The organism is Ilumatobacteraceae bacterium, from assembly GCA_033344875.1.
GTDB lineage: Bacteria > Actinomycetota > Acidimicrobiia > Acidimicrobiales > Ilumatobacteraceae > Ilumatobacter.
Window position 1 is genome coordinate 1066571 of sequence record JAWPMO010000001.1, and the last position, 16200, is coordinate 1082770.

Here is a 16200-nt window from a genome sequence, read left to right on the forward strand (position 1 = left end):
CGGTTGGCGCCCCGGTAACGCCGGTCGACTCAGCCGTCGGCGGATCGGTCGCGTCGATGCAACTCGGCGTCGATCTCCGCGGCCGCTGCGGCCAACAGGTCGGGGTCGATCGCCTCGGTGAAGTCGTCCTCCGGACGATCGATCTGTTGCGGGGTCACATCGCCGACGGGCGGCCCGAAGTCGTCGTGCTCGCGCTCGACGGCGGTCGCCGGCTCGTCGTCGAGGTCACGATCGGCGTGGAGGTCGTCGAACCCGCCGGCGGTCGGCCCGGCGTCGAACGCCTCGTCGACGACGGGCGGCGCGACGCTCGGTTCGAGCGGTCGGGCCTTCGGCGGTCGCACCTCGTCGAGGGTGCGACGCTGCGCGACCGGGTCGGCCCGCCGCCACTTACGTTCACCCATCACCTCGAGCGGCGCGAGCAACTCCGGGTCCGGGCGGGTGGTCCGACGGAGCCAGACGGCCAACATCGCGAGGCCGAGTCCGAGCGCGACGAGCAGCGCGATGATCGAGGTCACGGTTCGCGTGCCGTCGGGGTCACCGATCGTCGCCAACTGATGGAACGGGAGAGTGGTCGTCACGCTGGGAATCAGTCTGCCACGAACGGCTCGCCGCCGTGTTGATGCGCGGGGCACCAGATCGTCGTCCGACCGCCGACCTGCTCCCGCCGCATCGGGGCACCGTCGCGAGGGCACGGCGGGACGGCGGCACGCACCTCGGGATCGATCACCCCACGGTGGCTGCCACCCAATTCGAGCATCTCGCGCAGGTGATCCGGAGCGAACTCGACCAGCCGCCGGACGACGGTCGGCGCCACCTCGCGGGCGGGGGTGACCGGCGACAATCCGACCTGCCAGAGCACTTCGTCGACGCACATGTTGCCGTACCCGGCCACCACGGCCTGATCGAGCAGCGCCGACTTGACCGGTGTCCGTCGACGCGCGAACGCCGCCGTCACGTGCTCGGCGGTGACCGACAGGAAGTCGGGCCCGAGCCGGTCGAGGTCGGGGTCGAGCACGAACTTGGCCCACCGGCGCGGGTCGTTCACCCGCATCGCTCCCCCGTCGGCGAAGCGGACCAGGAACCGATCCCACGCCGCATCGTCACGGCGACTGCTGTACTCCAATTCGGCGATCGCGGCGTCACCGTCGACCACGAGTCGGCCGGTCATCCCGAAATGCAGACCGAGCGATCGGGCCGGCGTGGCTCCCTCGAGTTCGAGCACGACGACCTTGCCCCGGCGATCCGCTCGCGTGAACGACGCGCCGGGAAGCACGGCGGCGATCTCGACCGCCATCGCCTGACGCTCGTCGACGGTGACCGACTCGATCTGACGATGCAGCGCCCGCTCGGCCGACCGCCGATACAGCTCCGCTTCGAGTCCTTCCGGCACCGTCGCTCAATCGAGCCGTTCGAGGAAACGGGCGATCGGCGCCCCGATCTCGTCGAAGTGGATCAGGAACGCATCGTGGCCGTGGATCGAGTCGATCTCGACGTACTCGCTGAGCATGCCGTCGCGGGCGAGCAGCCGGGAGAGGTGCTCCTGTTGATACGGCGGGTAGAGAATGTCGCTGTTGATCCCGATCGTCAGGTTGGGCACGTTGATCCGGGCCATGGCCCGTTCGACCGATCCGCGGCCGCGGGCGATGTCGTGGAGGTCCATCGCCTTGCCGATGATCAGGTAGCTGTTCGCGTCGAAACGTCGCACGAGCTTGTCGCCGTGGTACTGCAGGTAGCGCTCGACCTCGAACTCCTGCCAGAGGCCGAACGTGTCGCCGAGCCGGGCCCGATCGGTCAGGTCGCGCCCGAAGCGCTCGGTGAACGCATTGTCGCTCCGGAACGTCACCTGGGCCACCTGACGGGCGACCGCCAGCCCCTCCGCCGGGCCGTCGCCCGGCTCGGCGTCGTAGTAGTCGCCGCCGCGCCACCGCGGGTCGAGACGGATCGAGCGCCGCCCGATGACCCCCCAGGCGATCTGTTGCGCGCTGGCCTGCATGCAACTGGCGATCGGCACGATCGAACGGACCCGCTTGGGGTACGTGGTCGCCCACTCGAGCACCTGCATGCCCCCCATCGATCCACCCATGACCGACGCCCATTCGGTGATACCGAGGTGTGGCATGAGCTGGGCCTGGGCTCGCACCATGTCGCGGATGGTGACGACCGGGAACCGCGAGCCGTAGGGCCGACCGTCGTCGGGATGCGGCGACGCCGGGCCGGTCGACCCCTGACACCCGCCGAGCACGTTCGGACACACCACGAACCATTCGTCGGTGTCGATGTGCTTGCCGGGACCGACGACGTCGTCCCACCAGCCGGGGGTGTCGTGTCCGCGGCCGGCTCGGCCGGCGGCGTGCGAGTCTCCCGTCCAGGCGTGGAGGAGCAGGATCGCGTTGGTCCCGTCGGAGTTCAGGGTGCCCCAAGTCTCGTACGCGATCGTGACGTCGCTCAGGACGGCGCCGCTCTCGACGGCGAAGGCGTGGTCGGACGCGAACGTGAAGAACCGGCGCCCACCGGGATCGTCACCGGGCTGCCATGCGCCGGTGACCGGGAGCGGCGTTCTCGTCACGTTCGGTCCTCTCGTCGTCGAATCTCGGATGACATCGCAAGCGGCCGAACGCCGGTTTGTCGGCGAACCGACCACATTCCGCATCGCCGGGTGACCGACGACGTGGGAGGCACCTTGGGGGCGTTGCCCAGGTTGCCGGGACCGTGGACCGAATGGCACACGAACCGCTCTTGATGCTGGCCGCATCGTACCAGCGCATCGCCGTACCGCCCTGGTCGATTCACGACGGCTAGCTTGTCGCGATGCGAGTCCTCGTGATCGGTTCCGGTGGGGTCGGCTCGGCATTCACGGCGATCGCGTCGCGCCGTGCTGCCTTCGAGCAGATCACGGTCAGCGACATCGACCTCGGCAAGGCCGAGGCCGCGGTGCTGACCGCGGACGACGTCGACGACGGACGGGTCCGAGCAGCACGCGTCGACGCATCCGACGAGGCGTCGGTCGCCGAACTCGCCAGGACCTGCCGAGCCGACGTGATCCTGAACGCGTGTGACCCGCGGTTCAACCCACCGATCTTCCAGGGCGCGTTCGCGGCCGGCTGCCACTACGTCGACATGGCGATGCACATGAGCGAACCGCACCCGACGCAGCCGTACGAGAAGACGGGCCGACGACTCGGCGACGCGCAGTTCGCCCAGTCGCCGCTGTGGAAGAACCGCAACCTCATGGCGCTCGTCGGCATGGGGGTCGAGCCCGGCTTCTCCGACGTGGCCGCCCGGTACGCCGCCGACCACCTGTTCTCGAAGATCGACGAGATCGGCGTCCGCGACGGTGCCGATCTCGTCGTCGACGGCTACGACTTCGCCCCCACGTTCTCGATCTGGACCACGATCGAGGAGTGCCTCAACCCACCCGTGATCTACGAACGCGAACGCGGGTGGTTCACGACCGCCCCGTTCAGCGAGCCCGAGATCTTCACGTTCCCGGAGGGCATCGGACCGCTGCAATGCGTCAACGTCGAGCACGAGGAGGTCATCCTCATCCCGCGCTGGATCGACGTCGAGCGCGTGACGTTCAAGTACGGCCTCGGTGACGAGTTCATCAACGTGCTCAAGACCCTGCAGAAGCTCGAGCTCGTGTCGACCGAACCGGTCGAGGTGCGCGGCGTGAAGGTGTCGCCGCGCGACGTCGTGGCCGCCGCGCTGCCCGACCCCGCCGATCTCGGCGACAAGATGCACGGTCGCACGTGTGCCGGGACGTGGGTGCAGGGGCTCGGCCTCGACGGTGAACCACGCGAGGTGTACCTGTACCACATCGTCGACAACGCCTGGTCGATGAAGGAGTTCGGTCATCAGGCCGTCGTGTGGCAGACGGCCGTGATGCCGGCGGTCGCGATCGAGCTGATGGCGACCGGTGTGTGGTCGGCCAAGGGCGTCGTCGGCCCCGAGGCGTTGCCACCCGAACCGTTCCTCGACCTGCTCGACGAGCACGGCACGGAATGGGAGTGGGCCGACTACCGCGACCGGGCACCGATCGAGCCCACATCGCTCGCCACCGGCGCGTAGCCGTCGAGTCCTCAACCTGCGAGGCGTTCGGCGTACGCGAGCGCGTGCGTCAGCGAATCGGTGAACGCCTGCCCCGTCCACGCGATGTCGAACGCCGTGCCGTGATCGACCGAGGTACGGATGATCGGCAGTCCGAGCGTGACGTTGACGCCGGTGTCGAACGCCAGCAGTTTCATCGGCGCGTGCCCTTGGTCGTGGTACATCACGACGATCGCGTCGTAGCGGAATCGACGGACCGCCTGGAAGAAGACCGTGTCGGCCGGCAGCGGACCGACCGCATCGATGCCTTCACCACGAGCGGTCGCGATCGCCGGCTCGATCTGTTCGATGTCCTCGGTGCCGAACAGGCCGTGTTCGCCGGCGTGCGGATTGAGACCACACACCGCGATCCGGGGTTCGGCCACGAACCGTCCGACCGCCTCGTGGGTCAGGCGGATCACGTCGACCACCCGATCCGCCCGGGCGCGGTCGATCGCGTCGCGGAGTGAACAGTGCGTACTCACATGGGTCACGGCGAGTGAACCGTGCTCGTGCTCGGTCGTGAGCATCATCGTCACGTTACTCACACCGCACCGTTCGGCGACGAGTTCGGTGTGTCCCACGAACGTCGGATCCGACAGCTGCGTCGCCTCCTTGTTCATCGGCATCGTGACGATCGCGGCGACGTCGTCGGCGAGCGCGGCGTCGGTCGCCGCCACGACGTAGGCACGTGCCGCGGCTCCCGACGCCCGGTCGAGCACTCCGGGGCGGTGGTCGTCGGCGCCGAGCATGGCGAGGTCGACGACGTTGAGCGAACCGGGGCGGAGACCGGTCGGTGCTTCGAGGACGTGCACCGCGACGTCGAGCCCGAGCAGCGCCTGACCGGCCCGGAGGATCGCTGCGTCGCCGTACACCACCAAGTCGCCGCCGAGCAGCTCACCGTCGGCCGCAGCTCGAAGCACGATCTCGGGTCCGACCCCGGAGGCGTCACCCATCGTGATCGCGATCGGTCGGCGGGTCATGGCCTCAGTGTGGCGCGAACGAGGTCGACGAGAGAACTCTCACTACCGAACCCGCCCGATCGAGTCACGACGGGCATGTCGAACCCGTCGACCGTCGACCAGGCGGTACCGGGGGCCACCGTGCCGTGCACGCTCACGGCAGCCTGGCCGAAGATCGCGGCCGCCGTGTCACCGCCGAGGACGACGAGTGCTCCGAGCGCCACCTCCCGTCGAAGGTCGTCGACGCCGCCGGCCAGGGCCGTGGCGGCGGCGACGGCGAGCGGTTCGTCGACATCGCCCACCGGGATCTCGGTGGCGAGGATCAGCGTGCCCGACGCTGCCAGACGGCGGGCGGTGATCTCGTCGGCGATGGTCGCGACCGGGATGCCTGACCGTTCCGCAGCCGCGAGCTGGGCACGCGCCGCCGGGTGGACGCTGCCACAGGCCACGAGGATCGGACCGTCGGTGACCGGCGGCGTCGGCGGATCGCCGTGCTCGTGGGCGACGGCGCCGATGACCGCCGCCGTGCCGGCGAGCACGACGTCGTCACGGCCGTCGTTCCAGGCCCCGACCAAGCCGGTGATGTCGGCGGCGGTCGACGCATCGGCGACGGCGACACCGACCGGATCGGCGAGCCAGTCGACCACCCGGTCGAGTTCGGCGAGTTCCACCACCGCTGTCACCCCGGCCGCGCGCAGCAGGCGGGCCGGCCGAGATGAGCTGACGCGACGTCGTACGTCGCTGCCGGCCCCGCCCTCGTGGACCGGTCGGCCGTGTTCGAGCACCATGCCACCGACGCAGGTGCGACCCTGCTCGGGCAAGGCCGGAACGAGCAGGACCGGGCGCCGCTCGACGACCGCGGCCAACTCGTCGGGCCAGTTGCCCCGCAGCGTCGAGTCGAGCTTGTGAGCGACACGGTCGGCTGCCGGCACTCGGCCGACCCGTGAACGGGCGTCGCCCGGCGACAGGTGTCGGGATCCCACGTCGATCACGGCGACGGAGTCGGGCGCTTCCGGAACGGCCGGTCGTGCCGGCCATGCGATGACCGGGATCGGCGCCCCCAGCCGGTCGGCCAGCGTGGCCGCCGTCTCCAGGGCGCCGGTGCGATCATCGGCGACGACGAGCAACTGCATCTCCGCATTCTGGCCGGAGGGCCCCGGTCGATACATTTCCGGCATGCCGACCGCGACCAACGGGAACTGCTCGATCCACTACGAGACCTTCGGCTCGTCGGACGATCCGACGCTCCTGCTGGTCAACGGGCTGGGCTCGCAGTGCATCAACTACGAGGTCGAGTGGTGCGAGATGTTCGTCGCCGCGGGGTTCCACGTCATCAGGTTCGACAATCGGGACATGGGGTTGTCGACACACTTCACCGACGCCCCGACCGACGAACGCGGCGCCGCGTACCGGTTGACCGACATGGCCGACGACGCCGTCGCCGTGCTCGACGCCGCCGGGATCGAGCGGGCACACGTGATGGGTCTCTCGATGGGCGGCATGATCGTCCAGCAGCTCGCGATCCATCATCGCGACCGGCTGCTGTCCATGGTCTCGGTGATGTCGCACACCGGGGAGGCCGACCACGGGAACTCCACCCCGGAGGCTCGTGCTCAGCTGACGAGCGCTCCCGCCACCGATCGTGACTCAGCGATCGCGAAGAGCCTGGCCGGCATGCGGATCTGGGGCAGCCCGGCATTCGTCGGCGAGGAACGGTGTGCCGCCAACGCCGCCCGGGCGTTCGACCGCTGCTTCGACCCGGCGGGCGTGACCCGGCAGTATCTCGCGATCACCGGTGCGACCTGGGCGGATCAGCTGCCGGAGGTGACGACGCCGACCCTCGTGATGCACGGCACCGCCGACACCCTGATCGACATCAGCGGAGGTCGACGGACCGCCGAACTGATCCCGGGTGCCAGGTTCGTGGCGATCGAGGGAATGGGCCACGACTACCCACCCGAACTGTGGCCGCGATGGGTGGAGGAGGTCGCCGGGTTCTGCGCGGCTCAGGCCTGATCGAGGAATCTGCGCACGCGACCGCTCCATCCGGCGATGCCGTCCATCGTCGTCGCGAGTGCCAGCTCGCTGCCGTCGATCAGTTCGTGCAACCGGGCGGCAGTCGTGACCGGATGCCCCGGATCACCCGTCCAGGCGAGGATCAGCGTGGGGACGCCGATCGCCGCGATCTCGGCGGGGCCCGGGAGATCGGCCGTGCCGGCGCCGCGGAAGATGCGGGCGAGCCGTGCGGGGTCGGCGCTCGCGAGCAGTTGCGGGAACCGTGCCGTCCAGCGTGGGTCATCGACGAACGGGTCGGGGGCCGGGGCGGCGGCCGCCCCGGCGAGCAGCGTCTCGTGGTCGCCCGCCTCGATCAGATCGGCCATCATGGCGTAGGCGTCAACCTGCGCGGCGCGGCGCTCCCACGCGGTCGGTGGGATCACGAAGATGAGCCCGCGGACGCGGTCGGGAGCGATCACGGCCGCGTGCAGCGCGGTCGCACATCCCATCGATGCTCCCCCGGCGACGTACTCGCCGATGCCCAGGTGGTCGGCGAGCGCCAGTTGATCGGCGGCGAGCGCGCGCCACGAGTAATCCTCGGGCTCCGGGGTCGAGCCCGACTCGCCGTGTCCACGAGCGTCGTAACGCAGTACCCGGTGTGTCGATCGGATCGTCGACCAGTCGAGCAGGCCGAGTTCGTCCTCGGATGCCATCGAGCTCGTGAGCCCGTGCCCCCAGACGACGTCGGGGCCCTCGCCCGAGAGATCGTGGACGAGGTCGACGCCGCGAATCATCACCATGGCCCGAACGTACCGCTCAGGTACCGGGAAGTCGGCACGCCGGCGTGCCGCCGGGCAGTCGGTATCGGTGACGCGCCACGGTGCGGTACACGATGCCGCCGAGCGACCGGAGCCCGGGCAACCCCAGGATCCGCCCGAGGACGGCCCAGACGCCGCCGGCGTGTCGCAGCGAGGCGATGACCGCCTCGTGGGCCGAAGCGACGGTACCGTCGGCGGCCACCCACTGGACGGCCGCTCGGCACTGATCCTCGGTCACCGGCAGCGTGTCGAGATCGAGGAACTGCCACGGCTCGACGTTCTCGAGGCCGAGCCACCGCTGTCCCGTCCGAGCCGACGTCGTGCAGAATCCGCAGTCACCGTCGAAGATCAGGAGCGGGCGGCCGCGACCGACCGGCGCGTCGGCGACGCTCACGTCTCGGTCTCGCCCGGGCGCCCGAGCACCGGTTGCGCGAGACGGAGACGCTGCTCGAAGCCCGTCTCGTAGGGCATGAAGCCGTTGCGATCGGGATACAGCAGCTGGGTGAGCGGGAACGGCGCTCCCCGGTACCACGCGGTCGCCGTGGCGAACGCCGCGGCGTGCGTGTCGAGGTCGACGGGGGCGAACATGCATCGCAGCTCGTTGTCGAGCAGTCCGACCAGCTCCACGCCGAGCGGGATCTCCGTGCCGCCGCGCAGCGCGTCGACGACGAGCCCGATCAGCCCGTTGGCGGCCACCGGGGTCAGACCGAACACGGCGACCTCGGGGAACCCGGTCAGCTCCGGGAGTCCGATCGTGTACGCGTAGGCGGGCGTCGGCGGTTCGGTGTCGGACCGGGGCGAGACGGGTTCGAGCGCCCACCCGTTGGTCTCGATCATCCACTCGATCTTCTCGGCGTGCGGAATGTGGAAGTCGGGCAACTCCATGGGGTCCATCGTGCCAGCGCCGATACCGTTTGCGGCGCATGTACCGGTTCCTGCTGCGCCCCACATGGATCGCCTTCCATCTGCTTGTCGTCGCCGGAATCATCACGATGATCAACCTCGGCTTCTGGCAGCTCCGCCGGCTCGACGAGCGCCAGGCCTTCAACGCGGTGGTCGAGCAGCGCTACGACGCTCCCCCGTTGCCGCTCGACGAACTCCTCGTGCCGGGCACCGATCCCGACGCCGTCGCATGGCGTCCGGTGACCGCGTCGGGCACCTACCTGCCCGACGAGCGGGTGTTGATCGTCAACCGTTCCCAGAACGGACGGGCCGGCGTCAACACCGTCGTCCCGATGCGGCTCGACGACGGGCGCATCCTGCTCGTCAACCGCGGGTTCGTCCCGCTGGCGTTCGACCCGCCACCGGTCCCCGCCCGCGAGGTCGCGGTGACCGGGCGCCTCCGCCCCTCGCAGGAGCGCGGGTTCGGCCAGCTCTCCGACCCGGCCGACGGTGCCCTCGCCGAGGCGCAGCGGCTCGACATCGAACGTCTCGCCGCACAGCTCGACGGCGAGGTCGTCCCGATGTACATCGACCTGATCGAGTCGGTCCCCGCCGAGCTCGACGGGCTGCCCGAACCGGTGATCGCGCCCGACCTGAGCGAGGGCAACCACCTGTCGTACGCGGCGCAGTGGTTCATCTTCTCGATCGCGGTCGGGGTCGGCTGGGTGCTCGCCGTGCGCCGATCGATCGCCACCCGGCGCCGCGCCGACACCCGCTGACACCCGCGGGCTTCAGGCGTGCGGGCGTTCGAGCTCGGCCATCCGCCGGAACTGTTCGACCACGTCGGGGGTCCGATGGTCGGGATCGAGCTGGCGGTACACGGTCTCGACGTTGACGGCGATCCGTCCGAACTCGCCGAGCCCACCGAACCGTTCGGAGGCACCGAGCGCACGACCGATGTCACGTGCGGCGTCGAACGCGTCGATGCCGGCGGCGTGGCGGCTGGTGGCCTCCGCGTCGACGAACGAAAGATAATCGCGGACGGCGACGACGCCCGACTTGTCGGTGACCGGCCCGTGACCGGGGACGACCCGGTCGACGTCCATGCCGAGCATCAGGTCGCACGCCTCGATCCAGTTGCTCAGTGGCCCCGCCCAGACGATCGGAGTGCCACCGATGAACAGGATGTCGCCCGTGTACACGACGCCGGCGTCGGGGACCACCGCGATCGTGTCGCCGGCCGTGTGCGCCGGACCGACTTCGATCAGCTCGACGATTCGGCCGCCGACGTCGAGATCGAGGCGGCCGTCGAACGTCCTGTCGGGGAGGCGCAGCTCGATGCCGGCGAAGTCGAAGTCGCCGAAGAAGCCCCGGAACAGCTCGCCGACGTCGCCCGGCGCCTGGTTGAGTGCGGCCAGCATCGCCGGCGGCACCTCGGCCATCTCCTCGGCCGTCGCCGACGACGCGACGATCTGTGCGTCACCGACGAGCTCGTTGCCGTAGCAGTGGTCGCCGTTGGCGTGCGTGTTGAGCACCGTGCCGATCGGCGCGGTGCCCGTGTGGTGCGCGAACGCGTCGAGCATCCGGCGGGTGATCCGCAGGTCGAACAGCGTGTCGACGAGGAGCGAGGCGCCGTCGCCGACCACGAGGCCGGCATTGCTCCAGCCCCAACCGCCGTCACCTTGCAGGTACGCCAGGCAGCCGTCGCCGACCTCGGTCACCGTTGCCGTCGGTTCGCTCATACCGATGGGCTAGCTGTGATGACCGGGAACGTTGTCCCTGGCGGGATGGGATTGTTGGTCCGCTGAATAGGTGAGCCCTCCGAGCGAGGCTGTGTGTCTTCGACAACGCACACCACTCGCAAGGAGAGCTCGATGGGACACGCTAGAACCCAACACCCGAACGCGTCACTGACACCGCTCGGTCGCCGCAAGATGATTGCCTGTGTGATCGATCGGGGCTGGACGATCGAAGCCACTGCGGAACGGTTCCAGGTCGACGCGAAGACAGTTCGGAAGTGGCGGGACCGGTTCGTCGCCGAAGGGTCGTCGGGTTTGTTGGATCGTTCGTCGCGGCCGCACCGTTCTCCGAGCGCAACACCTGATGATTGTCGGCGGCGGATCATCGAGCTGCGTCAACAGCATCGGTGGGGTGCTGCCCACATCGGGTTCGAGGTTGGTCGGGCCAGTTCCACGGTGCAGAAGATCCTCATCGCCGAGGGTCTTGGCCGGCTCGACTCCGGTGATCGTGCCACCAAGGACTCGGTCGTGCGCTATCAGCGCGATCGGCCCGGTGAGCTGGTCCACGTCGACGTCAAGAAACTCGCTGGCATCCCCGACGGTGGCGGTTGGCGAATCCACGGCAAAGGCAACGCCCCCACGGCGAAACGGTCAACTACCGGTTACAGGTTCCTGCACTCGGCGCTCGATGACCGCACCCGCCTCGTCTACTCCGAGATCCACGCCAACGAACAAGCCGTCACCGCCGTCGCCTTCTGGCACCGAGCGAACACCTGGTTCAACGCTCACGGCATCACCGTCGAACGAGTGCTGACCGACAACGGGTCCTGCTACAAGAGTCACCTGTGGCGAGACACGCTGCTCGCTGCCGGGATCACCCCGAAACGGACACGACCGTTCCGACCCCAGACCAACGGCAAGATCGAACGCTTTCACCGAATCCTGCTCGAGGAATGGGCCTACATCCGCGACTGGCACAGCGACGACGAACGCTCAGTCGAGTACGACCACTTCGTGCACTTCTACAATCACCACCGAGCACACGGCGCACTCGGATGGTCAACACCAATCGACACGCTCAAGGACAACGTCCCCGTCATGCACAGCTAGCACGCCGCAATCGGAACTGCGAGCCCGGAGTGGTCGCCGAGCGGCCGGCGGGAGCGACCGACGCCCGACCGGATCAGTACCGGTCGTTGGTGCGCTTCTTCGGCGGCGCCTTGAACGGCGCCTCGATCAGCAGCTCGAAACGAGCGTCGTCCGGCTGATTCTTGTCGTTGAGATTCCGCAGGTAGTTCTTGAGCGCGGCGCGGGCGGGCGCGATGTGATCACCCTTCATCCCGACCGAGCGGGCGAGCGCGTCCTTCGCCTTGGCGACGCGCTCCTTGCGGGCGGCCTTCTCCTCGTCGGAGTAGTTGCCAGCGGGCTTCTTGGCCTTCGCCTCCTGGCGGGCGATGCGCTCCGCCTCGAGCTCTTTCAACGACTTCTGTTCGGCCATGGCCCAGACCATACCGGGCCGGCAGGTCAGGCAGCCGTTGACGACACGTAGATCGTGCTGGTCGACTCGCCGCCGGTGTAGTGGTTCGGGAACGCGACGACGTGAGCGTCGACGGTGTCGAACACGGCACGCAGCACCTCGACGAAGTCCTCGTTCGGCGAGAACTCGTCGGACCAGAGCGAGAAGACGCCTCCCGGTACGAGTTGGTCGGCCAGCCGTCGGAGGCCGTCGGGTCGATAGAACCCGGCGTGGGCGGCGTGCAGCAGATGGCTCGGCGTGTGATCGATGTCGAGCAGGATCGCGTCGTAGGGCGCGCCGGGCACCCGCCCGTCGAGCCCGGCCTCGACCATGGCGAAGAAGTCGCCGTGCACGAGCGTGCAGCGAGGATCGTCGGCGAGTTCGGAGCCGATCGGGACCAGCCCGCGTTCGTGCCAACCGATCACCGGCGCGAGCGTGTCGATCACATGGACCGAGGCGACCCGGTCGTCGGTCAGGGCCTGCCGGGCCGTGTAGCCAAGTCCGAGCCCACCGACGACGATCCGGAGGTCGTCGCCGTGGGTCGCGGCGAGACCCAGGTCGGCCACCGCTCGCTCGCCGGCGGTGAACAGGCTCGACATCAGGAACTCGTCGCCGAGCTTGACCTCCCAGATGTCGACCTGGAGCGTCGGCTCGAGCCGCCGACGGAGGCTGATGTCGCCCAATGGAGTGATCTGATGGTCGAGTTGCTCGAAAAGGCGGCTCACGGCGCGGCACGCTACCGCTGGTACTCGCATCCGAGCTCGGATCCGAATAGCGTGGACCGCACTCAAGAAACTCGGACTGACCCCGTGGGTACTGCCGAACACCGCAGAACGGAGATCCCGATGAAGCTGACCATGACCGCTGCCATCACCGCCCGATGGGGGCACCGAGTGGACGGTTTGATCCACACGCACGCCTGGACGCTCGAGGCGACCGTGCACGGCGACGAGGACGCACCGATGGTGATGCCGGTCGACGACCTCGAGCTCACGCTGTGTGAGCTGGTCGAACCGTGGGAGAAGCACTACCTCACCCACGAGGACCTCGGCGAGTGGAAGGGTTTCCAGCCGATCGTCTGGGAGCGCGAGCCCACGGTCGAGGAGATCGCCCGCTACCTGTGGCACCAGGTCCGTGAGCGCGTCCCGCAGCTCGAGTCGATCGCGCTCACCGAGAGCACCGAGTTCGACCGCTGCCGCACCGTGCGCCTCGCTGCCTGACCAGGCGGGCCGTCGGCGGCCGGGAGTACGATGCGCCCATGTACGGCGATGACCGCGGAGCGAGGCGACGGCGCCGGTACCTGATCGCGGCGGTCGCCACGCTCGCCGGGTCGGCGTGCAGCAGCGGCGACGACCCCCGGCCGATCGGGGTCGAGGGCTACAGCACGGTGATCGACGGCTTCTTGCCGGCGGTCCCTGCCGACGGCAGCCGGCCGGTCGTGTACGTCGCCCGACTCGGCGACGAGCCGTTCCCGCTCGACGACCAGGTCGCGATGATCGAACTCGTCGAGGAGAGCCACGACCTCCGCTTCGTCGACGACGTCGAGGCAGCGGTCGACGACGAGGACACCGACGCTCCCCCGCGCGACGACGGGCTCCTGATCGGGGTGGGCACCATCTCGGTCTCGGTGCCGCACGTCGTCAGGGTCGAGGTGTACACCACCGCCGGTGCGGTCGATGCACACAAGGTCACCCTCTCGGTCCGCGACGACGTGTGGCGGGTGGACACCAGCGAACCGGTCGACCCGGAGGTGTTCGTCGGTGACGAGTGAACCGCTCGACGTCGCCACGACCCGATCGACTGGCGCCGGACTGCGCCGCTGGTTCCTGGGGCCACCACACGTCGATCGGCTGACGGTCACCCACTGCGTCCACGCTGCCGCCGAAGCCTTCTTCACGGTGTCGATGGCCGGATCGATCTTCTTCAGCGTCTCGCCGGATGCAGCGCGGCCTCGCGTGCTGCTGTTCCTCGTCGTGACCCTGGCGCCGTTCCTCGTCATGGCGCCGCTCGTCGGGCCGGTCGTCGACCGGATCCGCGGCGGTCTGGCGTCGACGATGGTCGCGACGTTCGGCATCCGTGCCGTGCTCGCACTGCTCCTGGCCGAGAACCTGCGATCGCTGTTCCTGTTCCCGCTGGTGTTCGGCATCCTCGTGGTCGCCAAGACCTACACGGTCGCCCGGAATGCGCTGGTGCCGTCGCTCGTCGAGGACGAACACGACCTCGTCGCCGCCAACGCCCGACTGTCACGGACGGCGACGTTCGCCGGCGGGATCGCCGCCGCGCTAGCGGTCGCCTTGTACGCAGGTACGTCGGGCGTCTGGTCGTTGCGGGTCGCTGCGCTGATCTACGTCGGAGGCGTCGTGGTGGCGTGGCGTGTCCGATCGGTGGCACCACGGCTCGAGCCGGTCGGCCGCGATGCATTCGTCGAGATGGTCCGGCCGGATGTCTCGGGCGCCGTCTGGGACATGGTGGTGCTCCGCGCCGCGCTCGGGTTCGCGCTGTTCCAGTTCGGCTTCTCGCTGCGCGCCGAAGGTGAGCCGGCGTGGGTGCTCGGTGCCCTCCTGCTGGCGAACGGCACCGGCGGGTTCGTCGGCACCGTCGTGTCGCCCTGGCTCCGCCGGCACACCAACGAGCGATCGATGTTCACGGTCGCCCTGGTGGGGTCTGCGTTGGTCGCGCTCGCGGCCGGCGTCGTGTTCAGCCGCATCACGCTGACCATCGCGATCTTCGTGCTCGGCATGTCGGTGAGCGTCGGGCGACGCGCCCTCGACGCGACCATTCAGCGCCAGGCGCCGCACGCGAGGAGCGGGCAGGTGTACGCCGGCCTCGAGACCCGGCTGGAGCTCGCCTGGGTCAGCGCGGCCTGTCTCGCCGTGGCGCTCCGGGTCGCCACGTGGATCGGGATGCTGGCGCTCGCGATCTTCCTGGCGCTGGTCGCGATCGTCCACCTCCGTCGGCGGGGTGGGCTGCTGTCGGTGCGGCCGGTCGGGTCGATGCCGCTCGCCGACCGGCTGCTCCTGCGCGCCGAGACGCTCGCCGACCACCACTACTACGACGAGGCGATCGTGGTGGCGCTCGCGGCGCTCGAGGAGGGCCTCGGCGACGGTGGCACCGCACCGTTGACCCGTGCCGAGCGGTTGGCGCTCGCCGACCCGGCGACGCTCGTCACGGCCGAACGGGCCGCCGACGTCATCGAGACCGTGCGGCATCAGCTCGATGCCACCCCTCGCCCGGCCACCGACGCCTGCGGGTAGCTTCGACGCGTGCGTACTCGGGCTGCCCTGATCATCGTCTCGCTGCTGGCGGCAGCGTGCGGCGGTGATCCCGAAACGACGCTCACCGACACGACGACGACCGACACGACGATCACCGACACCAGCGAGCCGACGACGACCGACCCTCCGACCTCGGCGACCACCACCGCGCCGGCGACGACCGCCCCCTCGACCGTCTCGTCGACCGATGCGCCGACGACGGTTCCGACCAGCGCTCCCTCCGACGACGTCCTCGGCGAGGAGCTCGTCGGTCGCTGGGCCCACTACGACGTGGTCGCCTACGAGGACGGCGTCCTGAAGACGCTCATCATCAGCTACGGGTTCAACGACTTCACGCTGGACGACGGCAAGGTGATCGATGCAGCGAGTTTCTGCTTCTCCGAGCAGCGGACCGACCAACCGATCGAGACGTCACTGTCCGACGCCGCCACCCAGGCGATCAGGCCGCCGGCGACGCCGATCGAGGCCACCGAGGTCGACGGCCGGCTGCGGATCAGCCGAGCGGCCACGCCGACACCGGTCGGTATCCGGCTCGACGATCCGGCCAACGAGTCACTGCCCACCGACCCGACCGACCCGCGCATCGTCGACGACGACGGCGACGGCCAACCGGGTATCACGGTGACCATCCGGGTCAGCGACGATCTGTCGGGCGAGCTGTACATCGCCCGACGCGAGGTGTTCGCCTACGAGGCCGAGTTGGTCGAGCCCGATCGGCTGGTCGGCACGGTCACCGACGACTCCGAGCAGCTGGTCATCGGAGCGAGCGATCCGATCTTCGCGAGCTCCGATGCGAACTGGGCCCAGCATCCCGACCTGACGAAGAGCCCGATCATCCTCGTCCGCGTCGAACCCGACTGGGACTGTGCCCGCCTCGCAGCGGAGCGAGACGACCTGTTCCCACCAACCCCCGACGTCGACTGGTAA

19 protein-coding genes and 1 riboswitch are annotated in these 16200 nt (G+C 69.3%); of the genes, 8 read left to right on the top strand and 11 right to left on the bottom strand.

Annotation, left to right across the window (positions count from 1 at the left end; all coding sequences use genetic code 11):
• Positions 1 to 29: 29 nt before the first annotated feature.
• The 3 genes from R8G01_05085 to R8G01_05095 are packed head-to-tail and all read right to left on the bottom strand — an operon-like array spanning position 30 to position 2566.
• Entirely contained in the window at positions 30 to 578 is a 549-nt protein-coding gene (locus R8G01_05085) for a hypothetical protein (GenBank protein MDW3213349.1), read from the bottom strand.
• An 8-nt stretch (positions 579 to 586) separates the two neighbouring features.
• Positions 587 to 1390, bottom strand: a complete 804-nt coding sequence (locus R8G01_05090) for a DNA-formamidopyrimidine glycosylase family protein (protein ID MDW3213350.1) — start codon at positions 1388 to 1390, stop codon at positions 587 to 589.
• Between the two features lie 6 nt (positions 1391 to 1396).
• On the bottom strand, positions 1397 to 2566 hold the full coding sequence (locus R8G01_05095) for a homoserine O-acetyltransferase (GenBank protein ID MDW3213351.1): 1170 nt from the start codon (positions 2564 to 2566) through the stop codon (positions 1397 to 1399).
• A 42-nt stretch (positions 2567 to 2608) separates the two neighbouring features.
• Positions 2609 to 2748, bottom strand: a riboswitch (SAM-I-IV-variant riboswitch).
• 60 nt (positions 2749 to 2808) lie between these two features.
• Between R8G01_05095 and R8G01_05100 the strand changes: the two genes are divergently transcribed.
• The gene (locus R8G01_05100; GenBank protein ID MDW3213352.1) at positions 2809 to 4068 is read left to right on the top strand and encodes a saccharopine dehydrogenase C-terminal domain-containing protein; all 1260 of its coding nucleotides are present in this window, start codon (positions 2809 to 2811) and stop codon (positions 4066 to 4068) included.
• Between the two features lie 11 nt (positions 4069 to 4079).
• Here R8G01_05100 and pdxA read toward each other — a convergent pair whose 3' ends face one another.
• Both pdxA and R8G01_05110 read right to left on the bottom strand, forming a co-directional pair.
• Entirely contained in the window at positions 4080 to 5069 is a 990-nt protein-coding gene (pdxA, locus tag R8G01_05105) for a 4-hydroxythreonine-4-phosphate dehydrogenase PdxA (protein MDW3213353.1), read from the bottom strand.
• A complete protein-coding gene (locus R8G01_05110) occupies positions 5066 to 6181 on the bottom strand; it encodes a four-carbon acid sugar kinase family protein (protein ID MDW3213354.1) in 1116 nt (371 codons plus the stop codon). The genes pdxA and R8G01_05110 overlap by 4 nt, the downstream gene beginning before the upstream one ends.
• A 43-nt stretch (positions 6182 to 6224) precedes the next feature.
• On the opposite strand from R8G01_05110, the gene R8G01_05115 reads away from it, so the two are divergent.
• A complete protein-coding gene (locus R8G01_05115) occupies positions 6225 to 7064 on the top strand; it encodes an alpha/beta fold hydrolase (protein ID MDW3213355.1) in 840 nt (279 codons plus the stop codon).
• Here R8G01_05115 and R8G01_05120 read toward each other — a convergent pair.
• From R8G01_05120 to R8G01_05130, 3 genes are read right to left on the bottom strand one after another with little or no spacing between them, the layout of a single operon-like run.
• Positions 7055 to 7843, bottom strand: a complete 789-nt coding sequence (locus R8G01_05120) for an alpha/beta hydrolase (GenBank protein ID MDW3213356.1) — start codon at positions 7841 to 7843, stop codon at positions 7055 to 7057. The two genes, R8G01_05115 and R8G01_05120, sit on opposite strands and share 10 nt — an antisense overlap.
• 16 nt (positions 7844 to 7859) lie before the next feature.
• Complete coding sequence (locus R8G01_05125) at positions 7860 to 8255, bottom strand: DUF393 domain-containing protein (GenBank protein MDW3213357.1); 396 nt, start codon at positions 8253 to 8255, stop codon at positions 7860 to 7862.
• Positions 8252 to 8746 carry a DUF4262 domain-containing protein gene (locus tag R8G01_05130; protein ID MDW3213358.1) on the bottom strand — a complete coding sequence of 165 codons (495 nt, stop codon included), beginning with the start codon at positions 8744 to 8746 and terminating at the stop codon, positions 8252 to 8254. The genes R8G01_05125 and R8G01_05130 overlap by 4 nt, the downstream gene beginning before the upstream one ends.
• 38 nt (positions 8747 to 8784) lie before the next feature.
• Between R8G01_05130 and R8G01_05135 the strand changes: the two genes are divergently transcribed.
• Positions 8785 to 9522, top strand: a complete 738-nt coding sequence (locus R8G01_05135; GenBank protein MDW3213359.1) for an SURF1 family protein — start codon at positions 8785 to 8787, stop codon at positions 9520 to 9522.
• 12 nt (positions 9523 to 9534) lie between these two features.
• Here the strand turns inward: R8G01_05135 and R8G01_05140 are convergent, their stop codons facing one another.
• The gene (locus R8G01_05140) at positions 9535 to 10485 is read right to left on the bottom strand and encodes an MBL fold metallo-hydrolase (GenBank protein ID MDW3213360.1); all 951 of its coding nucleotides are present in this window, start codon (positions 10483 to 10485) and stop codon (positions 9535 to 9537) included.
• A gap of 132 nt (positions 10486 to 10617) precedes the next feature.
• Here R8G01_05140 and R8G01_05145 point away from each other — a divergent pair, with 132 nt between their 5' ends.
• Complete coding sequence (locus R8G01_05145; protein MDW3213361.1) at positions 10618 to 11592, top strand: IS481 family transposase; 975 nt, start codon at positions 10618 to 10620, stop codon at positions 11590 to 11592.
• A 73-nt stretch (positions 11593 to 11665) separates the two neighbouring features.
• Here R8G01_05145 and R8G01_05150 read toward each other — a convergent pair whose 3' ends face one another.
• Positions 11666 to 11980 (bottom strand): hypothetical protein, encoded by a 315-nt coding sequence (locus R8G01_05150; protein MDW3213362.1) that lies wholly within the window; start codon positions 11978 to 11980, stop codon positions 11666 to 11668.
• Positions 11981 to 12006: 26 nt separating this feature from the next.
• Positions 12007 to 12723: a spermidine synthase gene (locus R8G01_05155; protein MDW3213363.1), complete on the bottom strand. Its 717-nt coding sequence runs from the start codon at positions 12721 to 12723 to the stop codon at positions 12007 to 12009.
• 120 nt (positions 12724 to 12843) lie between these two features.
• Between R8G01_05155 and R8G01_05160 the strand changes: the two genes are divergently transcribed.
• Genes R8G01_05160 through R8G01_05175 form a run of 4 tightly spaced genes read left to right on the top strand, consistent with a single transcriptional unit; the run spans position 12844 to position 16200 of the window.
• The gene (locus R8G01_05160) at positions 12844 to 13218 is read left to right on the top strand and encodes a 6-carboxytetrahydropterin synthase (protein ID MDW3213364.1); all 375 of its coding nucleotides are present in this window, start codon (positions 12844 to 12846) and stop codon (positions 13216 to 13218) included.
• Positions 13219 to 13256: 38 nt separating this feature from the next.
• Positions 13257 to 13769 (top strand): hypothetical protein, encoded by a 513-nt coding sequence (locus tag R8G01_05165; protein MDW3213365.1) that lies wholly within the window; start codon positions 13257 to 13259, stop codon positions 13767 to 13769.
• On the top strand, positions 13759 to 15252 hold the full coding sequence (locus R8G01_05170) for a hypothetical protein (protein MDW3213366.1): 1494 nt from the start codon (positions 13759 to 13761) through the stop codon (positions 15250 to 15252). The genes R8G01_05165 and R8G01_05170 overlap by 11 nt, the downstream gene beginning before the upstream one ends.
• 9 nt (positions 15253 to 15261) lie before the next feature.
• Positions 15262 to 16200, top strand: a complete 939-nt coding sequence (locus tag R8G01_05175) for a hypothetical protein (GenBank protein MDW3213367.1) — start codon at positions 15262 to 15264, stop codon at positions 16198 to 16200.

What these genes read in the sequence shown, in the direction of transcription:
- R8G01_05100 (MDW3213352.1), top strand. Translation starts at nt 2,809, where the DNA reads ATGCGAGTCCTCGTGATCGGTTCCGGTGGGGTCGGCTCGGCATTCACG.
- R8G01_05140 (MDW3213360.1), bottom strand. Translation starts at nt 10,485, where the DNA reads ATGAGCGAACCGACGGCAACGGTGACCGAGGTCGGCGACGGCTGCCTG.
- R8G01_05160 (MDW3213364.1), top strand. Translation starts at nt 12,844, where the DNA reads ATGAAGCTGACCATGACCGCTGCCATCACCGCCCGATGGGGGCACCGA.
- R8G01_05135 (MDW3213359.1), top strand. Translation starts at nt 8,785, where the DNA reads ATGTACCGGTTCCTGCTGCGCCCCACATGGATCGCCTTCCATCTGCTT.
- pdxA (MDW3213353.1), bottom strand. Translation starts at nt 5,069, where the DNA reads ATGACCCGCCGACCGATCGCGATCACGATGGGTGACGCCTCCGGGGTC.
- R8G01_05150 (MDW3213362.1), bottom strand. Translation starts at nt 11,980, where the DNA reads ATGGCCGAACAGAAGTCGTTGAAAGAGCTCGAGGCGGAGCGCATCGCC.
- R8G01_05165 (MDW3213365.1), top strand. Translation starts at nt 13,257, where the DNA reads ATGTACGGCGATGACCGCGGAGCGAGGCGACGGCGCCGGTACCTGATC.
- R8G01_05110 (MDW3213354.1), bottom strand. Translation starts at nt 6,181, where the DNA reads ATGCAGTTGCTCGTCGTCGCCGATGATCGCACCGGCGCCCTGGAGACG.
- R8G01_05145 (MDW3213361.1), top strand. Translation starts at nt 10,618, where the DNA reads ATGGGACACGCTAGAACCCAACACCCGAACGCGTCACTGACACCGCTC.
- R8G01_05120 (MDW3213356.1), bottom strand. Translation starts at nt 7,843, where the DNA reads ATGGTGATGATTCGCGGCGTCGACCTCGTCCACGATCTCTCGGGCGAG.
- R8G01_05130 (MDW3213358.1), bottom strand. Translation starts at nt 8,746, where the DNA reads ATGGAGTTGCCCGACTTCCACATTCCGCACGCCGAGAAGATCGAGTGG.
- R8G01_05115 (MDW3213355.1), top strand. Translation starts at nt 6,225, where the DNA reads ATGCCGACCGCGACCAACGGGAACTGCTCGATCCACTACGAGACCTTC.